Below are 24,106 nucleotides of genomic sequence, written 5' to 3'. Positions count from 1 at the left end.
CGCACGAACAGGATCGGAACATGACCGAACTCGAATTTCAGTCCCTCGCGAACGAGGGCTACAACCGCATCCCGATGATCGCCGAGGCGCTCGCCGATCTCGAAACCCCGTTGTCGCTCTACCTGAAGCTCGCGCAACCCGAGCGCAACGGCGCCAACTCCTTCCTGCTTGAATCGGTTGTGGGCGGCGAACGGTTCGGACGCTATTCGTTCATCGGCCTGCCGGCTCGCACGCTCCTGCGCACCCGCAACGGGGTGTCCGAAGTGGTGAGAGACGGCAAGGTCGTCGAGACGCACGAAGGCGATCCGCTCGACTTCATCCAGCAGTTCCAGGCTCGCTTCAAGGTCGCGCAACGCCCTGGCCTGCCGCGCTTCAGCGGCGGCCTGGCTGGCTATTTCGGCTATGACGCGGTGCGCTACATCGAGAAAAAGCTCGCGCACACCGCACCGCCGGACGATCTCAACCTGCCCGACATCCAGTTGCTGCTGACTGAAGAAGTCGCGGTGATCGACAACCTGGCGGGCAAGCTGTATCTGGTCGTGTACGCCGACCCGTCGACGCCCGAGGCCTACACCCGCGCGAAGCAGCGTCTGCGCGAACTGCGCCAGCGGCTGCGCGCGACCGTTCAGCCGCCAGTGACGTCGGCAAGCATGCGAACCGAGATTTATCGCGAATTCGTCAAGGACGACTATCTTGCCGCCGTGCGCAAGGCCAAGGAATACGTCGCAGCCGGCGAATTGATGCAGGTTCAGGTTGGCCAACGTCTGACGAAACCGTATCGCGACAATCCGCTTTCGCTGTATCGCGCGCTGCGTTCGCTGAACCCGTCGCCGTACATGTACTACTACAACTTCGGCGATTTTCATGTGGTCGGCGCATCGCCGGAAATTCTGGTGCGCCAGGAAAAACGCGGCGAAGACCGCATCGTGACGATCCGCCCGCTCGCCGGCACGCGTCCGCGCGGCAATACGCCGGAACGCGACGCGGAACTCGCTACCGAACTGCTGAACGACCCGAAGGAAATCGCCGAACACGTCATGCTGATCGACCTCGCCCGTAACGACGTCGGCCGCATCGCGCAGATCGGCTCGGTCGCCGTGACCGACAAGATGATCATCGAAAAGTACTCGCACGTGCAGCACATCGTGAGCTCGGTCGAAGGCAAGCTGAAGCCCGGCACGACCAATTTCGACGTGCTGCGCGCAACGTTCCCAGCCGGCACGCTGTCCGGTGCGCCGAAGGTTCGCGCGATGGAACTGATCGACGAACTCGAACCGGTGAAGCGCGGCCTGTACGGCGGCGCAGTTGGCTACCTGTCGTTCACGGGCGAAATGGATCTGGCGATCACGATCCGCACGGGCGTCATTCACAACGGCAATCTGTATGTGCAGGCGGCGGCCGGCATCGTCGCGGATTCGGTGCCTGAATCGGAATGGCAAGAGACCGAGAACAAGGCGCGCGCTGTGCTGCGCGCCGCCGAGCAGGTGCAGGACGGCCTCGATAGCGACTTCTGACCGCAGACAGACCATGCTGCGGATGATCGACAAAGATCATCCGCATCGCGGCTTATCCAGCAGCATGCAATCGCTCATCCAGTCAGCAAGCCGCTGAGCCGCCCGGTTGCTGGCTCTTGCGGTGTCGTCAAAAGGGACAGCAGGCGCGGGCAATCTTCCGCGCATGCTGCAAGGCGCAAGGCTGCACAATGGCCGTCAGCCTTGACCGGCTTCAGCCCCCGGCCCGCCGGATCTGCATCTGCTCGAAAGCATCGACGATACGCTGCACGAAAGCGTTCTTGTGGGCAATCACGCCGTCGACGGCTTCGCGATGAACCAGCATGGTCGCGTTGGCTTCGAACACGAGTACCCGCCCGTCCGGAAGCAACGTGAAGTCGATTCCGCAGAAGTCGAGACCGAGACGCCGGCCAATCGCGGCGATCGCGTTCATCGCCGGCTCGCCAAGCACTCCGCGCGCATCTTCCAGAAAGCGCCGCTCTTCGTCGATCTTCCACTGATGTCCGGTCATATCGGCAGACACGTAATGCACGATCCAGTGCGGCGAAATGGCAAGGTGATAGGCAAACGGCTCGCCATCGACGAACACGATGCGGTACTTGCGATAGAAGCCGTCGGCACTTCGGAAGTCGTGATACTGCGTCACGTAGCACGGTTCACCCCGGGTCGCGATCGCGGACCACAGCGCGTCCAGCGACGTTTGCAGCGTGAGTCCATCCCCGCCGTGGGTCGCAAGCGGACGCATCAGCAGCGGAAACGCGAGCCCCTCTCCGGCAAGGAGCGTCGCAAGCGCGGTGGACGACGCAGGCGTATCGTCAATGCGCATGCACGGCGGCACGACGACGCTGTCGAGGCCCGCGAGCAACGCCGCAGTCCGATGCCGCTGGGTCCGCGCCACAACGTCGGGGCGGTTAAGCACAGGCCGCCCGCAGCGCTGCGTCAGTTTCTCGAGACGCCGCGTCAAAGGCTGCGCGATGTCCGGTTCGCCGATCGCGTTGAACACGAGGTCGAACGGCGGCAACTGCGCGTCTTCCGCCTCGTCGGCGTAATCGATCGCGTACTTGATGCGGGACGCTGTCCCACTCCCAAGCAGCGTATCAAAGGGAACATTGCCCGACGCGCGCCCCGAGCACAGGATCAACAACTGCCGCCGCGGTTGCCGCACCGGCTCGATGAATACACGCTGCAGACTGTACGCACGCGTGCGATGCCTCTCCCCTTCGTCCGACTGGCCGTCCGCCAGCAGGATCGCCGCCAGGTTTTGATGCGCAATCGCAAGGTCGGGATGAACCCTCAGAGCGTATCGATACCAGCGCTTCGCCGCCGTGTGTTCGCCGTTCGCGTAGTACACGGTCGCGATGTTGTAGAGCGGGAGCGCGGTGATCGCCGGATCGGTCGAACCCGCCACAATCTCGCTGAATGTCATGAGCGCGATCCGGTGCGCCAGCGCGCCCACTTCGTCATTCGCGGCTCGAAGCGCTTCGACCATCGCTCGATGAAGCGACATGTCGAGCGGGTTTGCGTCAAGCGACTGCGCAACTGTTGCGAGCGCCTCTTGCCTGTCTCGCTGCTGATCGAGCCCCGGCGCGTCGGAGACTGGCGGGCTCGCACAGTCGGACGGCGCGTGGGTGAGGCTTCGGTCGGGATTGAGGGAAAGCGTCATATCGATCCTCCGGTCAGCCATGACGACCGGTTCACGCGCGTTGCAGACAGAATTCCGTCAGCGCGTCGCTCAGCGTATCGACGGCTTGGGGGGTGACCGCGTTATAGAGCGACGCACGCAGGCCGCCGAGCGAACGGTGCCCCTCCAGCCCGACGATGCCCTGCTCCCGAGCGGCAGCGATGAATTCGTCGTCGAGCCGGCTGTCGCCGAACGTGAAAGCGACGTTCATCTGCGAGCGCCACGGGCGCTCGGCATGAATCGTGACCACGTCAGCCAGCGCATCGAGCGTGTCGTACAGCCGCTTCGCTTTTCCTTCGTTGATTCGCTGCATCGCCTGCAAACCGCCAATGTCGAACCGCATCCAGCGCGTAATGAGCGTCAGCACATAGATGGCAAACACGGGCGGCGTGTTGTAGTTGGACCCGTGCGAAACGTGAGTGCGAAAGTCGAGGATGGCCGGCAACCCGTCCGGGATCCGCTCCAGCAATCCGCGGTGGAGCACCGCGACGGTGACGCCCGCCGGTCCGAGGTTTTTCTGCGCGTGGGCGTAAATCATCGAGAACCGGTCGGTGCGCAACGGCTTCGACAGGAAGTCGGAGGACATATCGGTAATCAGCGGCGCCGATGCTGCGCTGTCGCACACCGGAAACTGCAAGCCCTCCACGGTCTCATTCGACACATAGTGCAGATAAGCCGCGCCGGGCGCGAGTTCGAGGCGGTCGAGCGCGGGCAACTGCCGATAGCCCGTCGCGCGGCCATCCCATGCAACCTTGCGATGGGTCACTTTGGCGGCTTCGGCCGTCGCCCGATTGCTCCAGTAGCCGGAGGTCACGTATTCAGGCGGCGCCTTCGCGCGCGCAGCAAAGTTCATCGGGATCATCGCAAACTGCAGACTGCTGCCGCCCTGAAGAAACGTGACCGCGTAGTCGGCCGGGATGTCGAGCAGATGCCGCAGGTTCTGCTCGGCCTCATCCAGAATCGCGCGGAACCAGTCCGACCGGTGACTCATGCCGAGCACGGACAGGCCGGTTTCAGGCAACGCGACGATCGCGTCGCGTGTTTGCGCCAGCACCGCCTCCGGCAGCGCACCGGGGCCGCCGGAAAAGTTCAGGGCGTTGGGGGTCATGGTCAGGTCGAAAGTCTTTAGTCAGGTTGATGGGGGCGCAATGAGGCAGATGCCAATAGGGCGGTCCGTATCGTCAGACTATCAGTGCCAGAGACTCGACAAAGGACGGAGCAAAGGACAGAAGCACGGTCAATTCAGCGCCGCAGCCCACCCACCACCGCTGCTGTGCTGGTAGAATGAATCATCATGCGACACAGCAGCCGATTCCCCTCCGTTCTCCTCTTCTTCGCCTGGCGTTAAGCCAGCCGAGCTCTCACACGCCCTGCGCGGGCATCCCCCATCTGCATGGGGTCAAACAGGAATGGGTTGAAATCCGGGTGAAAAATCACGCCCGACGCCCTCAGAATCTGCAAACTCCACTACTTTCAATAAGTTAGGAGCAATCATGCTGCTCATGATCGACAACTACGACTCGTTCACCTATAACCTGGTCCAGTACTTCGGCGAACTCGGCGAAGACGTAGAGACCTACCGCAACGACGAAATCACCCTCGACGAGATCGCGAAGCTCAATCCCGAGCGCATCTGCCTGTCGCCTGGACCGAGCAATCCGCAACACGCGGGCATCACGCTCGACGTGCTACGCAAGTTTTCGGGCGCGATTCCGATTCTCGGCGTATGCCTCGGCCATCAGGCGATCGGCGAAGCGTTCGGCGGGCGCGTCGTACGCGCGCAGACCATCATGCACGGCAAGGTGAGCCAGATCGAAACCGACTGCAAAGGCGTGTTCGCCGACCTGCCGAAGCATTTCACCGTGACGCGCTACCATTCGCTCGCCATCGAGCGCGAGTCGCTGCCCGACTGCCTCGAGGTGTCGGCCTGGACTGACGACGGCGAGATCATGGGCGTGCGTCACAAGGAACTGGCCGTCGAAGGCGTGCAGTTCCACCCGGAATCGATCCTGTCCGAACATGGCCATGCACTGCTCGAAAACTTCGTGAAGCAGTCGAAGCTCGTCCACGCTGGCGCGGCCCACCGCAACGCCTGAAGAAAAGAGGAAACAACATGTCGATCACTCCGCAGGAAGCGTTGCAGCGCACGATCGAACATCGTGAAATTTTCCACGACGAAATGCTGCATCTGATGCGTCTCATCATGCGCGGCGAACTCTCGCCGGTGATGTCGTCGGCGATCATCACGGGCTTGCGCGTCAAAAAAGAGACCATTGGCGAAATCACGGCCGCCGCCACCGTGATGCGTGAATTCGCCAGGCACGTCGAAGTGAAGGACAACTCGAACTTCGTCGATATCGTCGGCACCGGTGGCGACGGCTCGCACACATTCAATATCTCGACGGCCACCATGTTCGTTGCGGCCGCTGCGGGCGCGAAGGTCGCGAAGCACGGCAATCGGGGCGTGTCCAGCAAGTCGGGCAGCGCCGACGTCCTCGAAGCGCTCGGCGTCAATATCGACCTGCAGCCTGAGCAGGTGGCGGCATCGATCGCTGAAACCGGCATGGGGTTCATGTTCGCGCCGAACCACCATCCGGCAATGAAGAACATCGCGCCGGTGCGTCGCGAACTCGGCGTGCGGACCATCTTCAACATCCTCGGGCCGCTGACCAATCCGGCCGGCGCGCCGAACCAGTTGATGGGCGTCTTCCATCCGGATCTCGTCGGCATCCAGGTGCGCGTGATGCAGCGGCTTGGCGCAAAGCACGTGCTGGTCGTGTACGGCATGGACGGCATGGACGAGGTTTCGCTCGGCGCGGCCACCCAGGTCGGCGAACTGCGCGACGGCGAGGTTCATGAGTACGAGATCCATCCGGAAGACTTCGGCATGCAGATGGTGTCGAACCGGACGCTGAAAGTGGCCGATGCCAGCGAATCGAAGGTCATGCTGCTCGAAGCGCTCGATAACAAGCCCGGAGTCGCGCGCGAGATCGTCGTGCTGAACTCAGGCACGGCGCTGTACTCGGCAAACGTGGTGGCGTCGATTGCGGACGGCATCCAGGTCGCACGCGAGACAATCGCGAGCGGCCGCGCGCGCGCGAAGGTCGATGAACTGGTGCGCTTCACCCAGCAATTCAAGCAGTAATTCTGTATCGGGACACACATGAGCGATATTCTGGAACGCATCATCGCGGTCAAGCGCGACGAAGTCCGCGCCGCGGAAATGAGCGCACCGCTCGAAGAACTGCGCCTTGAAGCATCGGCGCGCGACAAACGCGATTTCGTCGGCGCCTTGCGTGCGAAGCACGCCGCCGGTCAGGCTGCGGTGATCGCCGAAGTGAAAAAGGCGAGTCCGTCCAAGGGCGTGATGCGTGACCCTTTCGTGCCGGCCGACATCGCACGCTCTTACGCGAAGCACGGCGCGGCCTGCCTTTCCGTTCTCACCGATGTGCAGTTCTTCCAGGGCAGCGCCGCCTATCTGGAAGAAGCGCGCGCGGCGTGTGATCTGCCGGTGCTGCGCAAGGACTTCATCATCGATCCATACCAGATCGTCGAAGCCCGGGCGATGGGCGCCGATGCGATCCTGCTGATCGCCGCCGCGCTCGAAACGTCGCAGATGCAGGATCTCGAAGCGTTCGCCCACTCGCTGGGGCTGGCGGTGCTCGTCGAGGTGCACGACAGGGACGAGCTGACGGAAGCCCTCACGCTGAAGACGCCGCTCATCGGCATCAACAACCGCAATCTGCGCACGTTCGAAACGTCGATCGAAACGACAATCGGCATGCTCGAATCGATGCCTGACGACCGCATCGTCGTAACCGAATCCGGGATCCTGTCGCGCCTCGATGTGGAGCGGCTGCGGGCGATGGACGTGCATACATTCCTCGTCGGCGAGGCGTTCATGCGTGCGGAAGAACCGGGCGCGGAACTCGCGCGGATGTTCTTCTGATCGAAGCGGACGAGGTGCGCGATGGGTATGGAGCGTGAAATCAAGCTGGCGTTGCCGGCAGGTCGGGTGGATACGGCCACGCAGCTTTTCATCGCGCGCACGGGCAACATAGGTCACGCAATCAGGCTCGAAAACATCTACTTCGACACGCCCGCATTGACGCTCGCCCGTTCGAAAAGCGCACTTCGGCTGAGGCGCACGCCGGATGGCTGGCTTCAGACGTTCAAGACAGCAGGCGCGGCGAAGAACGGCCTGCATAGCCGCCATGAGTGGGAAATGCCGGTGGCGAGCGAAGCGCTGGAGATCGACGCGCTGCTGCGGGAGTGCGATGTACCTGATGTCGCAGCGGCGCTTCGTCAGGCCGCGCCGGAGTTGATCGAACTGTTTCGCACCGATTTCACGCGAACGCTGTGGCAGGTGCAGCAGGATGGCGCCGAAATCGAAGCGGCGATCGATCAGGGCGAAGTCATCGCCGAGGTGAACGACGAGACTCGCCGCGCGCCCATTTCCGAAGTCGAACTGGAACTGAAGCACGGCGATGAAGCGGCGCTACACGCGCTTGCCCGGGAACTGTCGGCGCACATTCCCGGCCTCGCGCCCGACGATATCAGCAAGGCTCAGCGCGGATACCGTCTACGCGAGCAGTGAACCGCGCTCGTGTGAGAAGTCACACGTCTTGAGCTACGCACGGTTTGCTGCGACACTCCCCGGTCATGACCTCCGCTACCCGCTCCCGTTCTCCGTCGTCGCAGGCTTCGCTGTTCAGCGACCAGCCGGACAGTCACGACAAGGCTTCGTCGTCGACCCAATCCACAGACACCATCACGCTCGAAGCCCAGTTCGACGCACTGCCGCCCGCCTGGCGCACACATCTGCGTCCGTTCATCGACAGTGATGCCTACGCGCCGCTTTGCCGTTTCGTCGACGGAGAGCGCGCGGCGGGCAAAACCGTCTATCCCGCCGACGTATTCCGCGCACTGCGCCTCACCAGCCCCGACGACGTCAAGGTCGTGATCCTCGGCCAGGATCCGTATCACGGTGAAGATCGCGGCACGCCGCAGGCGCATGGGCTCGCGTTCTCCGTACCGCCGTCGGTTCGGCCGCCACCGTCGCTGCGCAACATCTTCAAGGAAATTGCCGCGAATTTCGGTCATGACGCGCCGCGTCACGGCTGTCTCGACACCTGGGCACGGCAAGGCGTGCTATTGCTGAACACGGTGCTGACTGTTGAGCGTGATTCGGCGGCAAGCCACGCAAAACGCGGCTGGGAAAAATGCACCGACACGCTGATTCACGAACTCGCGATGCGTCACGAAGGGCTCGTGTTCATGCTGTGGGGCGCGCATGCACAGGCAAAGCGCGAGCTGCTCGGCGGCCGATCGCACTACGTGCTGGAGGCGCCGCACCCCTCGCCATTGTCGGCCCATCGCGGTTTTCTCGGTTGCCGGCATTTCGTGCTGGCCAACGAATACCTCGAACAACGCGGCCGCCAGCCGATTGACTGGCGTCTGCCGGAAGAAGCGCAGACCCTGGCGTAGGCTTCGGCTACCGTGAATACGATGCGCGCCACGGTGCGCAGGCGAAAAACACCCTCCAGGCATCCGGCCACCCACGCAAAAAAAACGCCACGGAATCCGATTCCGTGGCGTTTTTTCATCGTGCGGGATGACGGACCAGCCGTCAGCCCACAGCACCAGCCTTACACGGCAGCGATGGCTTCGCGTGCGCCGGCGAGAGCGGCGTTCGCCACTTCCGGGCCCATGTTCAGGCCTTCGGCGTAGATGAAGTTCACGTCGGTCATGCCGAGGAAGCCGAGGAACATCTTCAGGTACGGCGTCTGGCTGTCGCCCGGCGTGCCAACGTACTTGCCGCCGCGTGCCGACACGACGTGCACCTTCTTGCCGGTCACGAGGCCTTCCGGACCATTCGCGCCGTACTGGAACGTGATGCCGGCGCGGGCGATGAAGTCGAAATACGTCTTCAGTTGCGACGACACGCCGAAGTTGTACAGCGGAGCGGCAATCACGATGACATCAGCGGCTTGCAGTTCTGCGATCAGCGCTTCGCTGCGAGCAGCAATGGCCTGTTGTTCCGGTGTGCGCTGCTCAGCGGGCGTGAAGAACGCGCCGAGGATCGCGTCGTCGAGGTGGGGCAGCGGCTCAGCCTGCAGGTTGCGGACGACGACTTGCGCGCCCGGGTTCGACTGTTGCAGCTTTGCGGTCAGTTCGTTGGCAAGCAGCGTCGAGTTTGCGCCTTGCGAGCGGGCTGCCGAGTTGATTTGCAGAATCGTGGTCATGGTTGACTCCAGTTGGGGCGCGCAGTGTTGCGCGAGTGGAGCCATTGTGTTTTTTTAACGGGGCGGGAAAAAGTACCGCGCCAGCGAAGGATTGTTGCATGGGTAGAACAATCCGCCGCCGGATGGCCCGGGAGCCGTGGGCTGGTGGCCTGAATCTGGAATCTGGAAGCTGGAAGCTGGAAGCTGGAAGCTGGAAGCTGGAAGCTGGAGCCGGAGCTGGAGCCGGAACTGGAGCCGGAGCCGATGGTCGGCGACCGGTGACCGGGCGACCAGCAAGCCGTCAGCCCGCGAGCCAGCGCTCGCGCCAGTTACGCGCCGCCGCGCGCTTATCGGTCACCGAAAGCTTGTACCGCGCCACCTCCGGGCCGTCGAGCTTGACCTGCGCCGCGCGAAGCTCATCGCGCCGGAACGCGTGAATCTCCACTTTTGCGCCCGGCAGATAGCGCGACAGCAACGCATCGAGATTGGATCCTGTGACGCGCAGGCCATCGATCGCGACGAGCACGTCGCCGGCCGACAGGCCCGCCTTTTGCGCCGCGCTGCCGTCGTGCACGGCCGCCAGCGTGCAGTCCGCGCCGCCGCGCGCGCGCGCGCCGAGCGAGGGCTTGCCGTTTTTGTCTGTCTCCGGCGCAATGCCCACCCCGAACGGCGCGAGCAGCGTCTCGAGCGGCAGGTCGCGCGTGCCATGCACGCCCTGGTCGAACACCTCGGCAAGATCGGCGCCGGTCGCTTCCGCGAACAGCGCCTCGATCTGTGCCTCGGAAACGCCGACCGGATTGCCGCGATAAAAATCGCGGCCAAAGCGCTGCCACAGCAGCCGCATCACGTCGTCGAGCGATTTGCGGTTGCCGGTCTGCGCGCGAATCGTCAGATCGAACGCGAGCGCGACGAGCGAGCCCTTCGTGTAATAGCTGACGATGGCATTGGGCGCGTTCTCGTCCTGGCGGTAATACTTGACCCATGCGTCGAACGAGCTTTCCGCCACCGTCTGTTTCTGCCGCCCGCTGCCGCGCAGCACGCCGCCCACCACCTTGCCGAGCAGGCCAAGATAGTCGTCGGGGGTGATGAGTCCGCTGCGCACCAGAATCAGATCGTCGTAGTACGAGGTGAAGCCTTCGAAGAGCCACAGCAGCGACGTGTAGTTCTCGCGCGTCAGATCGTACGGCACGAACGCCGCCGGCTTGATGCGCTTCACATTCCACGTGTGGAAGTATTCATGGCTGCAAAGGCCCAGATAGGTCCGGTAGCCCTCGCTGGTCTCGGGCCGTCCCGTGACCGGCAGATCGGCCCGATTGCAGATCAGCGCGGTGGACGCGCGGTGCTCGAGGCCACCGTAGCCATCACTGACTGCCTGCGTCATGAACACGTAGCGATCGACGGGCGCCTTCTTCGATTTCGGTTCGAACAGCGCGATCTGCGCTTCGCAGATGCGCTTCAGGTCGGCAGCAAGACGGTCCATGTCGAGCGCAACCACGCGACCGGCGATGACGATATCGTGCGGCACACCGTGCGCCTTGAACGTCCCCAGCGCGAACTCGCCGAGCGTCACAGGATGATCGACGAGCTCATCGTAGTTATGCGCGCGATACTCGCCGAAGCCGTAGCGACGCGTGCCGCGCGCCTCGGGCAACGCGGTCGCGACGCGCCAGTTGCGGTATTCGTTGCCCGCAGGCTTCTGGATGTCGACGACACACTGTGCTTCCTCGTGCCCTACCGCCGATAGAAACACGCTCGTGCCGTTGAAGAATCCCGTCGTGTCGTCGAGATGCGCAGCACGCACCGATATATCCCACGCGTAGACCTCGTAACGCAGCGTCAGCTCGCCTTTGACCGGTGCGGCCTGCCACGACTGCTTGTCGGTTTTCTCGATGCGGACCTTGCGGCCCGCGTCGTTGAAGGCGCGCAGCGTTACGATGTTGCGCGCGAATTCGCGCACCATGTAGCTCCCCGGAATCCACACGGGCAGCATGAAACGCTGGCCGGCCGGATCGGGATCGGCGACGGTGACGGTGACTTCGAACAGATGGGCGGCGGGTTGCTTCGGGACGATGGTGTAGCGGATCGGCTTCATCGGCAGGACATCCGGCAAGGGGCGTTAAAACGGCAGGAGGCGCATGATGCGCCTCCTGATCGACGACGGGCGATGCGCGCCCTCAATGGACGGCGGACAGTTCCTTGTCCAGCCGGTCGGCCGGCACGGCGCCCGGCAGGCGGCGGCCGTCCGCGAGGAACACCGTCGGCGTGCCGTTGACGTTCATCTGCTGGCCAAGCGCCAGGTTCTTGTCGATGGCGGTCGTGTCGCAACTGGCAGCCGCCGTCGGCACACGACGGTCGAGCATCCACGATTCCCACGCCTTCGCGCGATCGGCCGAACACCAGATCGACTTCGACTTCGCCGTCGAATCGGCCGACAGCACCGGATACAGGAAGGTGTAGACCGTGACGTTATCGATCGACTTCAGCGTCGTCTCGAGCTGCTTGCAGTACGGGCAGTTCGGGTCGGAGAACACGGCGATCTTGCGCGCGCCGTTACCCTTCACGACCTTCACGGCGTCGCCGAACGGCAGGTTGGCGAAGTCGATCTTGTTGATTTCGGCCAGACGCGCTTCGGTGAGGTTGGTGCGCGACTTCGCATCGACGATGTCGCCCAGCACGAGGTAGTCGCCGGTTGCATCGCTATAGATGATCTGCGTGCCGAGGTTCACCTCGTACAGCCCCGAGATCGGCGACTTCGAGATGCTCTTGATCGTCGCGTCGCCAAGGCGCGGTTGCAGCGTGGCCTTCAGCTTGTCGGTGGTCTGGTCGGCCTGCGCGGAACAGCCGAGTGTGGCGGCGGCAACGGCCAGCGCCATTGCCGCGATACGGATACGTTTTTTCATGTTCGATTCCCTGAGTCAGTCGCACGCGCTGCGGCGTGCGTTCGTGTGTTCTGTGAAGCCCTGCGTGCCTGGCGTTCAGCCCAGCGCCGCCGACACCAGCCAGCGCTTGAGCAACGGCTGCGCGCCGACGAAAGCCATACCGGTATTGCGAACCGCGCGTGCAATCGTGCCCGGGACGGCGAAAAGCTTCTGCAGGCCATCGGTCGCGATCATCAGGCCATGAATGTCCTCGCGACGCGAGCGTTCGTAGCGACGCAGCAGCACCGTGTCGCCGAGATCGCGGAAGGCTTCCTTGCCGGCGATCACGTCGACGAGCGACGCCACGTCGCGCAAGCCCAGATTCATGCCCTGACCGGCCAGCGGATGAATCAGATGCGCGGCGTCGCCGATGAGCGCGACACGCGGCGCGATCAACCGGTCGACGGTCTGCAGCGCGAGCGGGAAGCCTTTGGCCGGTGTCACGCACTCGAGCGCGCCAGGCATGCCTTGCGTGACGCGCTCGACCTCGGCCGCGAGCTGCGCCGGATCGAGTTCCAGCAGTTCGCGTGCGTGTTCGCTGGCCGCCGACCAGACGAGCGACACATGTCCGTCCGGCAACGGCAGCAGCGCGATGATCTCGCCGTCCCTGAACCACTGATAAGCGGTATCGCCGTGAGGCCGCGCCGCCCTGAAGTTCGCGACGACGCCCGTCTGCCTGTAATCGTGCCGGCGAACCTTCGAGCCAATCTGTGCGCGCACCCACGAATGGGCGCCATCCGCACCGACAATCAGATCCGCCTCCAGCACATCGCCGTTCGCGAGGCCGATCGCTGCGGCGTCGGCCTTGACGTCGAGCCCCTGTGCGCGCGTATCGAGCCACGTCAGATTGGGCTGGAAACGCAGCGCAGCATCAAGCGCACGCTCGATCAGCGACGATTCGGCGATCCATGCCAGTTGCGGCACGGACGCCTGAAACGCGGAGAAATGGAGTTCGGCGGCGGCGTCGCCGAATACGCGCATGTCGTAGACGGGGGCGAGGCGCGACGGATCGAGCGCCTGCCAGACGCGCAACCGCTCCAGCAGCGCTTGCGAACTGGCGGACAGCGCATAGACGCGCGCGTCGAAGGCCGCCCCGGCCGGCAGCGCCGCGCAAGGCTGCGCGAGCAGCGCGACGCGCTTGCCGCCCTGCGTCAGCGCGAGCGCCGCCGTCTTGCCGACAAGGCCGCCGCCGATCACGACGGCGTCAAAGGTCTGATGGTGAACAGTCATGTACGCATTATAGCTGTGGGGATTCGCGGGGCCGGATGCGGCGTGCGCGGCATTTCCGCTCTTGTACAGGCGGCTTCCCGGACCACGGTTTTGAAGGAAAACAGGCCCGGCCAGGGCCGCGGCGTTCGCCGGCGGCACGGGCACGGCCACGGACAGGGTTACAATTGCGGTTTTCGGTGACAGCCGTCACCGGCACAAGACGTCCGCCTGCGCCGCGACGTCCGGCGCTGTCCCGCTCGCGGACTTTTGCCGGCGCGCAATGTCGATACCGGAGCTGTTCGTCCGCCCGTTCGATGCTGCACCCGCGTAAGGCACGTCACCACCCGATTTTTAGAGAAACTTCATGAGCCTCCAATGCGGCATCGTCGGCCTGCCTAACGTCGGCAAGTCCACCCTGTTCAACGCGCTGACCAAGGCGGGCATCGCCGCCGAAAACTATCCGTTCTGCACGATCGAGCCGAACGTCGGCATCGTCGAAGTGCCGGATGCGCGCCTTCAGGCGCTGGCCGCCATCGTCAAGCCGGAGCGCATCCTGCCGGCGGTGGTCGAATTCGTCGATATCGCGGGCCTCGTGGCCGGCGCGAGCAAGGGCGAAGGACTCGGCAACCAGTTCCTCGCGAACATCCGCGAAACCGACGCGATCACGCACGTCGTGCGCTGCTTCGAAGACGAGAACGTGATCCACGTCGCGGGGAAGGTCGATCCGCTGTCGGATATCGAAGTCATCAACACCGAACTCGCGCTGGCCGACCTCGCGACGGTCGAGAAATCGCTGACCCGCTACGCCAAGGCTGCCCGGTCGGGCAACGACAAGGAAGCGGTCAAGCTTGCCGCCGTGCTGGAAAAGGTCCGCGCCCAGCTGGATCAGGCCAGGCCAGTGCGCGCGCTTAGCCTGTCGGACGAAGAAGAAGCGTTGCTCAAGCCGTTCTGCCTGATCACCGCGAAGCCGACGATGTACGTCGCCAACGTGAAGGAAAACGGCTTCGAGAACAACCCGCATCTGGACGCAGTGCGCCAGTACGCGGAAGCGGAAAAGGCGCCGGTGGTCGCGGTGTGCGCCGCGATCGAAGCGGAAATCGCCGATCTCGCCGACGAAGACAAGCAAGTGTTCCTCGCTGACATGGGCATGGAAGAGCCGGGCCTGAACCGCGTGATCCGCGCCGGCTTCAAGCTGCTCGGCCTGCAGACGTATTTCACGGCCGGCGTGAAGGAAGTGCGCGCATGGACGATCCATATCGGCGATACGGCGCCGCAGGCGGCGGGCGTGATTCACACCGATTTCGAACGCGGCTTCATCCGTGCACAGACGATCGGCTTCAATGACTTCGTGGCCTTCAAGGGCGAACAGGGCGCGAAGGAAGCGGGCAAGATGCGCGCAGAAGGCAAGGAATATGTTGTGCATGACGGCGACGTGATGAACTTCCTGTTCAACGTCTAAGGACTGCGGCGCTCTCGCCGCTCATCCTGCAAACCTCGCGGAAAACCCCGTAAGCCCCGGTGGCTACGGGGTTTTTTCATGCCTTTGCAACAAGCAGGCGCCGCTCGCTGGTCATCCTTTCGCTTCAGAATCGCCGGTGCTAAATTGCGCCTTTCGGCATTCGCAAGCAAAAAAAGCCTGCTCACGTACAGCAGCGCCGCAACCCTGCGCCAGCAAGCCACGGAATATGACCGTTCATTGCATGCGCAACGAGGATCATCGCGTGACTGTCATCGAACGTAACTAGAATCGCGCAACCCAACCCTGCGCTTGACCCGAAGAAGGAGACCATCGATGAGTTGCAAGCCCCTGTTTCGTTCGCTTTCCTTTGCTGCGATGCTGGCCTTTGGCACCAGCGAGGCCGCCCACGCCGCAACAGAAATCCAGTTCTGGCACGCGATGGAAGCAGCACTCGGCGAGAGACTGAACGACATCGCGAACGACTTCAACGCCTCGCAAAGCGACTACAGGATTGTCCCGGTGTTCAAGGGCAGCTACGACCAGACGCTCGCCGCGGGCATCGCCGCGTATCGCAGCGGCAATGCTCCCGCGATCCTGCAGGTCTATGAAGTGGGCACCGCCACGATGATGCAGGCGAAGAAGGCCGTGATCCCGGTATCGGACGTGTTCAAACAGGCCAGTGTGCCATTCGACGAAAAGGCATTCGTGCCGACCATCGCGGGCTACTACAGCGATGCAAAGACCGGCCATCTGATCTCAATGCCGTTCAACAGCTCGACACCCGTGCTGTACTACAACAAGGACGCCTTCAAAAAGGCCGGCCTCGATCCCAACCAGCCGCCGAAAACCTGGGCCGAGCTGCAACAGGATGCGCAGAAGCTGAAGGCGTCGGGCATGTCATGCGGCTATTCGTCTGGCTGGCAAAGCTGGATCCAGCTCGAGAACTACAGCGCGTGGCATGGCGCGCCGTTCGCGTCGAGGAACAACGGTTTCGACGGCGCCGACGCGCAGCTTGAATTCAACAAGCCGCTCCAGGTCGCGCACATCCAGTTCCTGCAGAACATGGCGAAGGACGGCACGTTCACCTACGTCGGCCGCAAGGACGAGCCGGTATCGAAGTTCTATAGCGGCGACTGCGGGATCATCACGAACTCGTCGGGCTCGCTTGCCACGATCAGGAAGTACGCGAAGTTCAACTTCGGCACCGGCATGATGCCGTACGACGCGAGCGTGAAAGGCGCGCCGCAGAACGCGATCATCGGTGGCGCGAGCCTCTGGGTGCTGTCGGGCAAGGATCCGGCTGTCTACAACGGCGTGGCGAAATTCCTCGCGTATCTGAGCTCGCCGCCGGTGGCGGCAAAGTGGCATCAGGACACGGGCTATCTGCCCGTTACCACCGCAGCCTATCAACTGACGCAGCAACAGGGCTTCTACGAGAAGAATCCGGGCAGCGACACGGCGATCCGCCAGATGCTCAACAAGCCGCCGCTGCCGTACACCAAAGGGCTGCGTCTGGGCAACATGCCGCAGATCCGCACGATCATCGACGAGGAACTCGAGCAGGTCTGGGCACAGAAAAAGTCCCCGCAGGAAGCGCTCGACTCCTCGGTCTCGCGCGGCGACGAGTTGCTGCGTCGCTTCGAAAAGGCCGGCGGCTGAGCGCCGGCCACGTTCAGTCCGTGATCAGAACCGGTGCACGTCGTCAGGGCACCGTCTGACGCACTGAACGCCGGCTGGTTTCTGCGGGCGCAACCAACGCGCTCGCGTGCATCCTCTTCGGGAACACTCGATGGAAAAGCGATCCCGCTTCGGCACAGGCGTCCTGCCTTATCTGCTGGTCGCGCCGCAACTCGCGATCACGCTGCTGTTCTTTCTGTGGCCTGCCGGCGTGGCGCTATGGCAGTCCACGCAAACTCAGGATGCGTTCGGCACGTCCAGCGAATTCGTCGGGCTCGGCAATTTCAGACAGATCTTCGCCGACCCGCTCTATCTGGCGTCGCTCAACACGACGCTGATCTTCTGTTCGCTCGTCACGGTCGGCGGACTCGTCATTTCGCTGCTACTCGCGGCCTGCGCCGATCGCGTGACGCGCGGCGCAAAAGCCTATCAGACGCTGCTCATCTGGCCGTATGCGGTCGCGCCCGCCATCGCCGCCGTGCTCTGGTCGTTTCTCTTCAATCCGAGCATCGGGCTCGTGACCTATGCGCTCGCCCGATACGGCATCGTGTGGAATCACGCGCTCAACGCCGGACAGGCCATGTTCCTGGTCGTGCTCGCCTCGGTCTGGAAACAGGTCAGCTATAACTTCCTGTTCTTCTACGCCGGTCTGCAGGCCATTCCGCGATCGCTGATCGAGGCAGCCGCCATCGATGGTGCGGGTCCGGTGCGCCGTTTCTTCGGCATCGCGTTGCCCCTGCTGTCGCCGACAAGCTTCTTCCTGCTCGTCGTCAATCTCGTCTACGCGTTTTTCGACACCTTCCCGATCATCGATGCAGCCACCGGCGGCGGCCCCGCGCAATCGACCCGGACGCTGATCTACAAGATCTTCGCCGAAGGCTTTCAGGGGCTCGATATCGGCAGTTCAGGCGCGCAGTCGGTGGTGCTGATGTTGATCGTCATCGCGCTGACCGTCGTGCAGTTCCGTTTCATCGAACGGAGGGTCCAGTACTCATGATCGAGAATCGACGCGGGTTCGACCTCTTCTGCCACGCGGTGCTGATCGTCGGAGTGGTGCTGGTCGTGTTTCCGGTGTACGTCGCGTTTTGTGCCGCGACGATGGATGAGCACCAGGTCTTCAGCGTGCCGCTTTCGCTCGTGCCCGGCACGCATCTGTTCGCCAACATCGCGACCGTGTGGTCGCACGGCAGCGGCAACGCCGCGAGTCCGTTCGGCCGCATGCTGCTCAACAGCCTCGTGATGGCGCTCGTCATTACCATCGGCAAGATCGCTGTGTCGATGCTCTCCGCTTACGCGATCGTGCTCTTCCGCTTTCCGTTCAGGAATCTTTCGTTCTGGCTGATCTTCATCACGCTGATGCTGCCGGTCGAAGTGCGCATCTTCCCGACCGTGCAGGTGGTGTCGTCGCTGCACCTGAGCAACACATACGCCGGGCTGACGCTACCCTTGATCGCCTCGGCCACGGCGACCTTCCTGTTCCGGCAGTTCTTCATGACATTGCCGGACGAGCTGATGGAAGCCGCACGCATCGATGGCGCCGGGCCGCTGCGTTTCTTCTGGGACATAGTCGTTCCCCTGTCGAAGACGAACATGGCGGCGCTGTTCGTGATCACCTTCATTTACGGCTGGAACCAGTATCTGTGGCCGATCCTGATCACCAGCCAGCAATCGATGACGACGGCGGTGGTCGGCATCCGGGGCATGATCGCGTCCGGCGACACGGCAACTGAATGGCATCTCGTCATGACCGCGACGCTGCTCGCGATGCTGCCGCCACTCGTCGTCGTGCTGGTGATGCAGCGCTGGTTCGTGCGGGGCCTCGTGGATGCCGAAAAATAGGCGGCTCAGGCTTTTGTCCTCAACTGAAAACATCACGGTCGCGCATTTCGGGCATGGCGCGACCGTTCCGGATGCACTGAAAAAAGGTGAGCGGGAATGGCTGCACTGACGTTGAAGAGCGTGAAAAAGACCTACGACGGCAAACAGTTCGTGCTGCACGGCATCGACGTGGATGTTGCCGATGGCGAATTCGTCGTAATGGTCGGGCCGTCGGGCTGCGGCAAGTCGACACTGCTGCGCATGGTGGCAGGACTCGAGCGCATCTCCGATGGAACGATCTCGATCGACGGCAAGGTCGTCAATACGCTCGAGCCCAAGGACCGCAACATCGCGATGGTGTTCCAGAACTATGCGCTCTATCCGCACATGAGCGTCGCGCAGAACATGGGGTACGCGCTGAAGATCGGCGGCGTGGACCGCGCGACCATCGAGCGGCGCGTCGAGGCCGCGGCGAAGATTCTCGAGCTCGAACCGCTGCTGGCCAGGAAGCCCCGCGAACTGTCCGGCGGACAGCGGCAACGCGTCGCGATGGGCCGTGCGATCGTGCGCGAACCGGCGGTGTTTCTGTTCGACGAGCCGCTTTCGAATCTCGACGCGCGGCTGCGGGTGCAAATGCGCCTGGAAATCCAGCGCCTGCATGCGCGGCTCGCAACGACGAGCCTCTACGTCACCCACGACCAGATCGAAGCGATGACCCTGGCCCAGCGGGTGATCGTGATGAACCGCGGCCACGCGGAGCAGATCGGCGCGCCCACCGATGTCTACGAGCGCCCGGCGACAGTGTTCGTCGCCAGTTTTATCGGCTCGCCGGCCATGAATCTGCTGGAAGGCCGCGTGTCCGGCGACGGTACATTTTTTGAAGTGGCGGGCAGCGGGCCGAGGCTGCCGCTTGCCGGGCTGCCGGGCATCGGTGGGGAACTGGCGGCCGGACGCGAGTGGATTGTCGGCATCCGTCCGGAGCATATGACGCCAGGTCAGCCGGGCGTTGCGCACGTGACGCTCCCGGTCGACTCCTGCGAGTTGCTGGGCGCCGACAATCTGGTCCACGGTCGTTGGGGCAAGCACGACGTTACGGTGCGCCTGCCTCACGCACATCGGCCGGCGCGCGGCGAGGCGCTGGCAGTGGCGCTTCCCGCTCAACGTCTCCACTTTTTCGACCCGGCGACAGGCAAGCGTGTCAATTGACTGATCCGCCCTCACCGCAGGCATTGCGGCCTGGCCGATCAGCATAAGCCGGTGCCTTCGCCCTGGAGCGCGAAGTACAATGGCGTTTCTCCCACGCGCGCCGGCCTGCCGGCGCCGGCCGGGAACCCGACAAACCCATATCCATCCACCCACGACCGCCCGCGCTCGCGGCTGGCGGCGTCAACGCGTGACTTCAAGCAAATGGCCCAATACGTATTCACCATGAACCGGGTCGGCAAGATCGTGCCGCCCAAGCGTCAAATCCTCAAAGACATCTCGCTGTCGTTTTTCCCCGGCGCGAAAATCGGCCTGCTCGGCCTGAACGGCTCGGGTAAGTCGACGCTGATCCGCATCATGGCGGGCGTCGACAAGGACATCGAAGGCGAAGCCACGCCGATGCCGAACCTGAACATCGGCTATCTGCCGCAGGAGCCGCAACTCGATCCGCAGAAAACGGTGCGCGAAGCAGTCGAAGAAGGTCTTGGCGACGTGTTCAACGCGCAAAAGAAGCTCGATGAAATCTATGCCGCGTACGCAGAGCCGGACGCCGACTTCGACGCGCTCGCCGCCGAGCAGGCCAGATACGAAGCGATCCTCGCCACGGCCGACGGCGGCAGCCCGGAGCAGCAGATCGAAGTCGCCGCTGACGCACTGCGCCTGCCCGCCTGGGACGCGAAGATCGAGCATCTGTCGGGCGGCGAGAAACGCCGCGTCGCGCTATGCAAGCTGCTGCTGGAAAAGCCGGACATGCTGCTGCTCGACGAGCCGACCAACCACCTGGACGCCGAGTCGGTCGAATGGCTGGAGCAGTTCCTCACGCGCTTCCCGGGCACAGTGGTTGCTGTGACCCACGACAGATACTTCCTCGACAACGCCGCGGAATGGATTCTTGAACTCGACCGTGGCTACGGCATTCCGTGGAAGGGCAACTACAGCAGCTGGCTCGACCAGAAGGAAGAGCGGCTGAAGCAGGAAGAAGCATCGGAATCGGCGCGCCAGAAGGCAATCAAGAAGGAGCTGGAGTGGGTGCGCCAGAATCCGAAGGGCCGTCAGGCGAAGTCGAAGGCGCGGATTGCGCGCTTTGAAGAATTGAACAGCCAGGATTACCAGAAGCGCAACGAAACGTCGGAAATCTTCATTCCGGTCGGTGACCGGCTCGGCAATGAAGTGATCGAGTTCAAGAACGTGAGCAAGTCATACGGCGACCGTCTGCTGCTCGACAATCTGAGCTTCAAGATTCCGGCGGGCGCGATCGTCGGCATCATCGGGCCGAACGGCGCCGGTAAGTCGACGCTGTTCCGCATGCTGACCGGCAAGGAACAGCCGGATTCGGGCGAGATCGTGCAAGGCCCGACCGTGAAGCTCGCTTACGTCGATCAGAGCCGCGATGCGCTCGATGGCTCGAAGACCGTGTTCGAAGAGATTTCCGGCGGCGCGGACGTGCTGACGGTGGGCAAGTACGAGACGCCGTCGCGCGCCTATATCGGCCGCTTCAACTTCAAGGGTGGCGACCAGCAGAAGAATGTCGGTAACCTGTCTGGCGGTGAGCGCGGCCGGCTGCATCTGGCGAAGACGCTGATTGCGGGCGGCAATGTGCTGCTGCTCGACGAACCGTCGAACGACCTCGACGTCGAAACGCTGCGCGCGCTCGAAGACGCGTTGCTCGAATTCGCGGGCTCGGTGCTGGTGATTTCCCATGATCGCTGGTTCCTCGACCGGATCGCGACGCACATTCTGGCGTTCGAAGGCGATTCGCAGGCGACGTTCTTCGACGGCAACTATCAGGAATACGAGGCGGACAAGCGCAACCGTCTTGGCGAGGAAGGCGCGCGGCCGAAGCGACTGCGCTACAAACCGATCAGCCGGTAAGGAACGCGGGCGGCAACCCGGGCGGCGGTCAGGGCCACGCACCGTGAGCGACCCGGCGACGAGGAGGCAGGCATGGCGTTGTCGAAGGGCGGGCGCGTGGCCGTTGCAATCGCTGGCGTAGTTGCGGCGCTGATCGTCGCCGCGCTCGCCGGTCTCTATTTCGTCCAGCACGAAGTAAAAGAGCGCGTGATTCAGGCGCTCGGCCCGCTCGGCAGCGCCGACTCGATCGATGTCGGCCTGTCCTCCGTCCGCCTCACCAACGTCCGTCTGAAGCCACCCGAAGGCTGGCCCGCGAGCGACCCGCTGCACGCCGACGAGATCACGCTGACGCCCGACGTCCGCGAAATGATCCAGCAGCGCGTGCATCTGCGCAATGTCGTGATTAGCGGTTTCACCCTCACCGTGGTGCGAACCGCGGGCGGCAGCCTCAAGTTGCTGCCGAATCTGCGGGAGTCTTTGAGCAGCCCCAGCAGCGCCGGCCCGAAAAGTGCGAACGGTGCGAGCAGTACGAACGAAGCACCGCTGCCGCCCGAAAAGCTCTTCGATCACATCGAATTCCGACAGGGCACGTTCGTGTTCTACGACTTCGAAGTGAGCAATCCAGCGCACAGGATCATCGTTAGCGACGCGAACGCAAGCATCACTCACATCCATCTGCCCGATCTCAACGAACCCACCACAGTCGCCGTCAATGGCTCGATCAAGGGGCCATCGCATACCGGCACGGTTTCGTTCAACGGGTGGATAAAAATCGCCAGCAAGGATTCGCAGACCACTACGACGCTACGCGGCGTCGACCTCACGACGCTCGATCCGTATTTGTTGAAGAAACCCGGCGCGAAAGCGCAGGTGACGGGGGGCACGCTCGACATGACCGTCGAATCGACGGTGCGCAACTATCAGCTGCATGCACCGGGTACGGTAACGCTGCACAATCTGCAACTTGCCGACACCGATAATCCGCTCGACACCTTCCTGTCGATCCCGACGAGAGCTGCCGTTGCGGCGCTCAAGCAACATAACGGCGAGATCACGCTGCACTTCGTCCTCGACGGCAATCTGCGCGACCCGAGGTTTTCGCTGAACGAAAGCCTGATGACGAAGATCGCCAGCGGCTTTGCCTCGGCGCTCGGAGTGAGCGTCGAAGGCGTCGCGAAAGGCGCCGGCGAGACGGTCAAAGGTCTCGGCAATGCACTGCTGAACCTGATCGGCAAGTAATCGCCCGCATCGCACCGACGCGATACGGGTTGGAGCGCTCGTCAACTCAAACCGGCAGCCCTAGTTCGCGTAGTTTCGCATCGGTCTGCGCGGCGCTCGTGTGATGAACGCCATGCCAGCCGAGCGCGGTCGCGGCTTCGGCGTTCTTCCGGTTATCGTCGATGAAGACGAGTTCCGCCGGCTGGATACCTGGAAGATGCCTTTCGACGCGCTTCACCATCTCGGCGAAAATCGCCGGATCAGGCTTGACGAGTTTTACGCGGCCTGACACCACGATGTCCTTGAAGCGTCGCAGCACGGGGAAGTTTTCCCACGCATAGGGGAACGTCTCCGCCGACCAGTTCGTGAGGCCGAACAGCGGCACGCCTGCCGAGTCGAGTTTCTCGAGCGTTGCGATGCCATCGTCAAGCACCCCTGCGATCATCTCGTGCCACTGTTCATAGAATGCGCGGATCAGCGTTTCATGCTCGGGAAACTTCGCGATCAGTTCGGCGGTGCCCTCTTCGATCGTCTGGCCGCCGTCCTGCTGGATCACCCAGTCCATCGCGCAAACGTGGGTCAGAAACCAGCGGCGCTCCGTGTCGTCCGGAATCAGCATCCGGTACAGATATTCGGGGCTCCAGTCGATCAATACGCCGCCGAAATCGAAAACGACTGCCTTGATGCTCATGCGAATTCCCTCACAAGCACATCGGAAAGCGGGGTCACAGAGACGCGATTGCCCGCCATGGACGAATTTGCCCACACCCAGTTGTGATGAGCGACGATCTGCTCAGGCATGAGATGCGGTCTTTGCTGCGTGGTATGCAGATCGGAAACGACCGTGGTCCGGTAGCCGAGCGTGACGGCCCGGCGCGCTGCCGTGTCGACGCAGAACTCGGTCGCATAGCCGCAAACCAGCAGGCGGTCGATGCCGAGGCGCTCGAGCTGTGCGTCCAGCGTCGTCTCGTGAAACGAATCGCCGACGGTCTTATGCACGACGCAGTCATCGCCAGTTCGTAAAAGCGCCGGATGCAGTTGCCAGCTTTCAGTGCCGAGCGCGACTTCCGCGCCTGGTGCGCCGTCATGCTGGATGAAAAACACCGGCGCGCCCGCCACGCGCGCGGCGGCGGTAAGCCGGTTGATACCGTCGATCACTTCATCGCCTCGATACGACGCTGACGGGCCACAGAAAAACTCCCGCTGCACGTCGATAACCATCACCGCCACGCCTGCCATGTACCAGGTTCCCCGTATGAATTCGCGATACCGCCGGGCGCCTTGCCTGCCTCGCCCGGCAATGACTGTCTGCGCCGGCGGACCGCGTCAGGCCCGCG

Annotated in this window: 21 protein-coding genes; 13 read left to right on the top strand and 8 right to left on the bottom strand. The window is 63.2% G+C overall.

The features are described 5' to 3' along the window. Positions 1–20 precede the first annotated feature (20 nt). A complete protein-coding gene (gene trpE / locus P3T23_RS32940) occupies positions 21–1,514 on the top strand; it encodes an anthranilate synthase component I (RefSeq protein WP_429320255.1) in 1,494 nt (497 codons plus the stop codon). Between the two features lie 211 nt (positions 1,515–1,725). On the opposite strand, the gene P3T23_RS32935 is transcribed toward trpE, so the two are convergent. After that, positions 1,726–3,174, bottom strand: coding sequence for a hypothetical protein (locus tag P3T23_RS32935; RefSeq protein WP_429320254.1), 1,449 nt, complete (start codon positions 3,172–3,174; stop codon positions 1,726–1,728). A 31-nt stretch (positions 3,175–3,205) separates the two neighbouring features. After that, positions 3,206–4,300 (bottom strand): 3-phosphoserine/phosphohydroxythreonine transaminase, encoded by a 1,095-nt coding sequence (gene serC, locus P3T23_RS32930; protein WP_429320253.1) that lies wholly within the window; start codon positions 4,298–4,300, stop codon positions 3,206–3,208. A gap of 385 nt (positions 4,301–4,685) precedes the next feature. On the opposite strand from serC, the gene P3T23_RS32925 reads away from it, so the two are divergent. From P3T23_RS32925 to P3T23_RS32905, 5 genes are all read left to right on the top strand, one after another. Continuing rightward, positions 4,686–5,288, top strand: a complete 603-nt coding sequence (locus tag P3T23_RS32925; RefSeq protein WP_429320252.1) for an aminodeoxychorismate/anthranilate synthase component II — start codon at positions 4,686–4,688, stop codon at positions 5,286–5,288. 17 nt (positions 5,289–5,305) lie between these two features. Then, positions 5,306–6,337 (top strand): anthranilate phosphoribosyltransferase, encoded by a 1,032-nt coding sequence (gene trpD / locus P3T23_RS32920; RefSeq protein ID WP_429320251.1) that lies wholly within the window; start codon positions 5,306–5,308, stop codon positions 6,335–6,337. An 18-nt stretch (positions 6,338–6,355) separates the two neighbouring features. After that, positions 6,356–7,141 carry an indole-3-glycerol phosphate synthase TrpC gene (gene trpC / locus P3T23_RS32915; protein ID WP_429320250.1) on the top strand — a complete coding sequence of 262 codons (786 nt, stop codon included), beginning with the start codon at positions 6,356–6,358 and terminating at the stop codon, positions 7,139–7,141. A gap of 21 nt (positions 7,142–7,162) precedes the next feature. Next, positions 7,163–7,789, top strand: a complete 627-nt coding sequence (locus P3T23_RS32910; protein ID WP_429320249.1) for a CYTH domain-containing protein — start codon at positions 7,163–7,165, stop codon at positions 7,787–7,789. A 65-nt stretch (positions 7,790–7,854) separates the two neighbouring features. Further along, entirely contained in the window at positions 7,855–8,679 is an 825-nt protein-coding gene (locus P3T23_RS32905) for a uracil-DNA glycosylase (protein WP_429320248.1), read from the top strand. A 161-nt stretch (positions 8,680–8,840) separates the two neighbouring features. On the opposite strand, the gene P3T23_RS32900 is transcribed toward P3T23_RS32905, so the two are convergent. From P3T23_RS32900 to P3T23_RS32885, 4 genes are all read right to left on the bottom strand, one after another. Continuing rightward, the gene (locus tag P3T23_RS32900) at positions 8,841–9,437 is read right to left on the bottom strand and encodes an FMN-dependent NADH-azoreductase (protein WP_429320247.1); all 597 of its coding nucleotides are present in this window, start codon (positions 9,435–9,437) and stop codon (positions 8,841–8,843) included. A 280-nt stretch (positions 9,438–9,717) separates the two neighbouring features. Beyond that, positions 9,718–11,508, bottom strand: a complete 1,791-nt coding sequence (locus P3T23_RS32895) for a M61 family metallopeptidase (RefSeq protein WP_429320246.1) — start codon at positions 11,506–11,508, stop codon at positions 9,718–9,720. Positions 11,509–11,590: 82 nt separating this feature from the next. Continuing rightward, positions 11,591–12,316, bottom strand: coding sequence for a DsbC family protein (locus P3T23_RS32890; RefSeq protein WP_429320245.1), 726 nt, complete (start codon positions 12,314–12,316; stop codon positions 11,591–11,593). Positions 12,317–12,391: 75 nt separating this feature from the next. Continuing rightward, positions 12,392–13,564 carry a UbiH/UbiF family hydroxylase gene (locus P3T23_RS32885; protein WP_429320244.1) on the bottom strand — a complete coding sequence of 391 codons (1,173 nt, stop codon included), beginning with the start codon at positions 13,562–13,564 and terminating at the stop codon, positions 12,392–12,394. A 343-nt stretch (positions 13,565–13,907) separates the two neighbouring features. Between P3T23_RS32885 and ychF the strand changes: the two genes are divergently transcribed. The 7 genes from ychF to P3T23_RS32850 all read left to right on the top strand — a co-directional run bounded on the left by ychF (position 13,908) and on the right by P3T23_RS32850 (position 22,790). Then, positions 13,908–15,002, top strand: a complete 1,095-nt coding sequence (gene ychF / locus P3T23_RS32880; RefSeq protein WP_429320243.1) for a redox-regulated ATPase YchF — start codon at positions 13,908–13,910, stop codon at positions 15,000–15,002. Between the two features lie 333 nt (positions 15,003–15,335). After that, the gene (gene ugpB, locus P3T23_RS32875; protein ID WP_429320242.1) at positions 15,336–16,661 is read left to right on the top strand and encodes a sn-glycerol-3-phosphate ABC transporter substrate-binding protein UgpB; all 1,326 of its coding nucleotides are present in this window, start codon (positions 15,336–15,338) and stop codon (positions 16,659–16,661) included. 130 nt (positions 16,662–16,791) lie between these two features. After that, the gene (gene ugpA / locus P3T23_RS32870; RefSeq protein ID WP_429320241.1) at positions 16,792–17,676 is read left to right on the top strand and encodes a sn-glycerol-3-phosphate ABC transporter permease UgpA; all 885 of its coding nucleotides are present in this window, start codon (positions 16,792–16,794) and stop codon (positions 17,674–17,676) included. Further along, on the top strand, positions 17,673–18,518 hold the full coding sequence (ugpE, locus tag P3T23_RS32865) for a sn-glycerol-3-phosphate ABC transporter permease UgpE (protein WP_429320240.1): 846 nt from the start codon (positions 17,673–17,675) through the stop codon (positions 18,516–18,518). Before ugpA ends, ugpE begins: the two co-directional genes overlap by 4 nt. A gap of 96 nt (positions 18,519–18,614) precedes the next feature. Then, complete coding sequence (locus tag P3T23_RS32860; RefSeq protein WP_429320239.1) at positions 18,615–19,703, top strand: sn-glycerol-3-phosphate import ATP-binding protein UgpC; 1,089 nt, start codon at positions 18,615–18,617, stop codon at positions 19,701–19,703. Between the two features lie 201 nt (positions 19,704–19,904). After that, positions 19,905–21,572, top strand: coding sequence for an energy-dependent translational throttle protein EttA (gene ettA / locus P3T23_RS32855; protein WP_429320238.1), 1,668 nt, complete (start codon positions 19,905–19,907; stop codon positions 21,570–21,572). Between the two features lie 72 nt (positions 21,573–21,644). After that, the gene (locus P3T23_RS32850; protein ID WP_429320237.1) at positions 21,645–22,790 is read left to right on the top strand and encodes a DUF748 domain-containing protein; all 1,146 of its coding nucleotides are present in this window, start codon (positions 21,645–21,647) and stop codon (positions 22,788–22,790) included. 46 nt (positions 22,791–22,836) lie between these two features. Here the strand turns inward: P3T23_RS32850 and P3T23_RS32845 are convergent, their stop codons facing one another. Both P3T23_RS32845 and P3T23_RS32840 read right to left on the bottom strand, forming a co-directional pair. Next, positions 22,837–23,460: an HAD family hydrolase gene (locus P3T23_RS32845; protein ID WP_429320236.1), complete on the bottom strand. Its 624-nt coding sequence runs from the start codon at positions 23,458–23,460 to the stop codon at positions 22,837–22,839. After that, positions 23,457–24,008: a cysteine hydrolase family protein gene (locus P3T23_RS32840; protein WP_429320235.1), complete on the bottom strand. Its 552-nt coding sequence runs from the start codon at positions 24,006–24,008 to the stop codon at positions 23,457–23,459. Before P3T23_RS32840 ends, P3T23_RS32845 begins: the two co-directional genes overlap by 4 nt. Between the last annotated feature and the right edge of the window lie 98 nt (positions 24,009–24,106).

The sequence above is a fragment of the Paraburkholderia sp. GAS448 genome, assembly GCF_050435685.1.
GTDB lineage: Bacteria > Pseudomonadota > Gammaproteobacteria > Burkholderiales > Burkholderiaceae > Paraburkholderia.
The sequence above is the reverse complement of the archived record's forward strand: the minus strand, read 5'-3'. Positions and strand labels throughout refer to the sequence as shown.

Excerpts from the sequence above, each read along its gene's own strand:
- trpE (WP_429320255.1), top strand. The coding sequence starts at position 21 with ATGACCGAACTCGAATTTCAGTCCCTCGCGAACGAGGGCTACAACCGC.
- P3T23_RS32935 (WP_429320254.1), bottom strand. The coding sequence starts at position 3,174 with ATGACGCTTTCCCTCAATCCCGACCGAAGCCTCACCCACGCGCCGTCC.
- serC (WP_429320253.1), bottom strand. The coding sequence starts at position 4,300 with ATGACCCCCAACGCCCTGAACTTTTCCGGCGGCCCCGGTGCGCTGCCG.
- P3T23_RS32925 (WP_429320252.1), top strand. The coding sequence starts at position 4,686 with ATGCTGCTCATGATCGACAACTACGACTCGTTCACCTATAACCTGGTC.
- trpD (WP_429320251.1), top strand. The coding sequence starts at position 5,306 with ATGTCGATCACTCCGCAGGAAGCGTTGCAGCGCACGATCGAACATCGT.
- trpC (WP_429320250.1), top strand. The coding sequence starts at position 6,356 with ATGAGCGATATTCTGGAACGCATCATCGCGGTCAAGCGCGACGAAGTC.
- P3T23_RS32910 (WP_429320249.1), top strand. The coding sequence starts at position 7,163 with ATGGGTATGGAGCGTGAAATCAAGCTGGCGTTGCCGGCAGGTCGGGTG.
- P3T23_RS32905 (WP_429320248.1), top strand. The coding sequence starts at position 7,855 with ATGACCTCCGCTACCCGCTCCCGTTCTCCGTCGTCGCAGGCTTCGCTG.
- P3T23_RS32900 (WP_429320247.1), bottom strand. The coding sequence starts at position 9,437 with ATGACCACGATTCTGCAAATCAACTCGGCAGCCCGCTCGCAAGGCGCA.
- P3T23_RS32895 (WP_429320246.1), bottom strand. The coding sequence starts at position 11,508 with ATGAAGCCGATCCGCTACACCATCGTCCCGAAGCAACCCGCCGCCCAT.
- P3T23_RS32890 (WP_429320245.1), bottom strand. The coding sequence starts at position 12,316 with ATGAAAAAACGTATCCGTATCGCGGCAATGGCGCTGGCCGTTGCCGCC.
- P3T23_RS32885 (WP_429320244.1), bottom strand. The coding sequence starts at position 13,564 with ATGACTGTTCACCATCAGACCTTTGACGCCGTCGTGATCGGCGGCGGC.
- ychF (WP_429320243.1), top strand. The coding sequence starts at position 13,908 with ATGAGCCTCCAATGCGGCATCGTCGGCCTGCCTAACGTCGGCAAGTCC.
- ugpB (WP_429320242.1), top strand. The coding sequence starts at position 15,336 with ATGAGTTGCAAGCCCCTGTTTCGTTCGCTTTCCTTTGCTGCGATGCTG.
- ugpA (WP_429320241.1), top strand. The coding sequence starts at position 16,792 with ATGGAAAAGCGATCCCGCTTCGGCACAGGCGTCCTGCCTTATCTGCTG.
- ugpE (WP_429320240.1), top strand. The coding sequence starts at position 17,673 with ATGATCGAGAATCGACGCGGGTTCGACCTCTTCTGCCACGCGGTGCTG.
- P3T23_RS32860 (WP_429320239.1), top strand. The coding sequence starts at position 18,615 with ATGGCTGCACTGACGTTGAAGAGCGTGAAAAAGACCTACGACGGCAAA.
- ettA (WP_429320238.1), top strand. The coding sequence starts at position 19,905 with ATGGCCCAATACGTATTCACCATGAACCGGGTCGGCAAGATCGTGCCG.
- P3T23_RS32850 (WP_429320237.1), top strand. The coding sequence starts at position 21,645 with ATGGCGTTGTCGAAGGGCGGGCGCGTGGCCGTTGCAATCGCTGGCGTA.
- P3T23_RS32845 (WP_429320236.1), bottom strand. The coding sequence starts at position 23,460 with ATGAGCATCAAGGCAGTCGTTTTCGATTTCGGCGGCGTATTGATCGAC.
- P3T23_RS32840 (WP_429320235.1), bottom strand. The coding sequence starts at position 24,008 with ATGGCAGGCGTGGCGGTGATGGTTATCGACGTGCAGCGGGAGTTTTTC.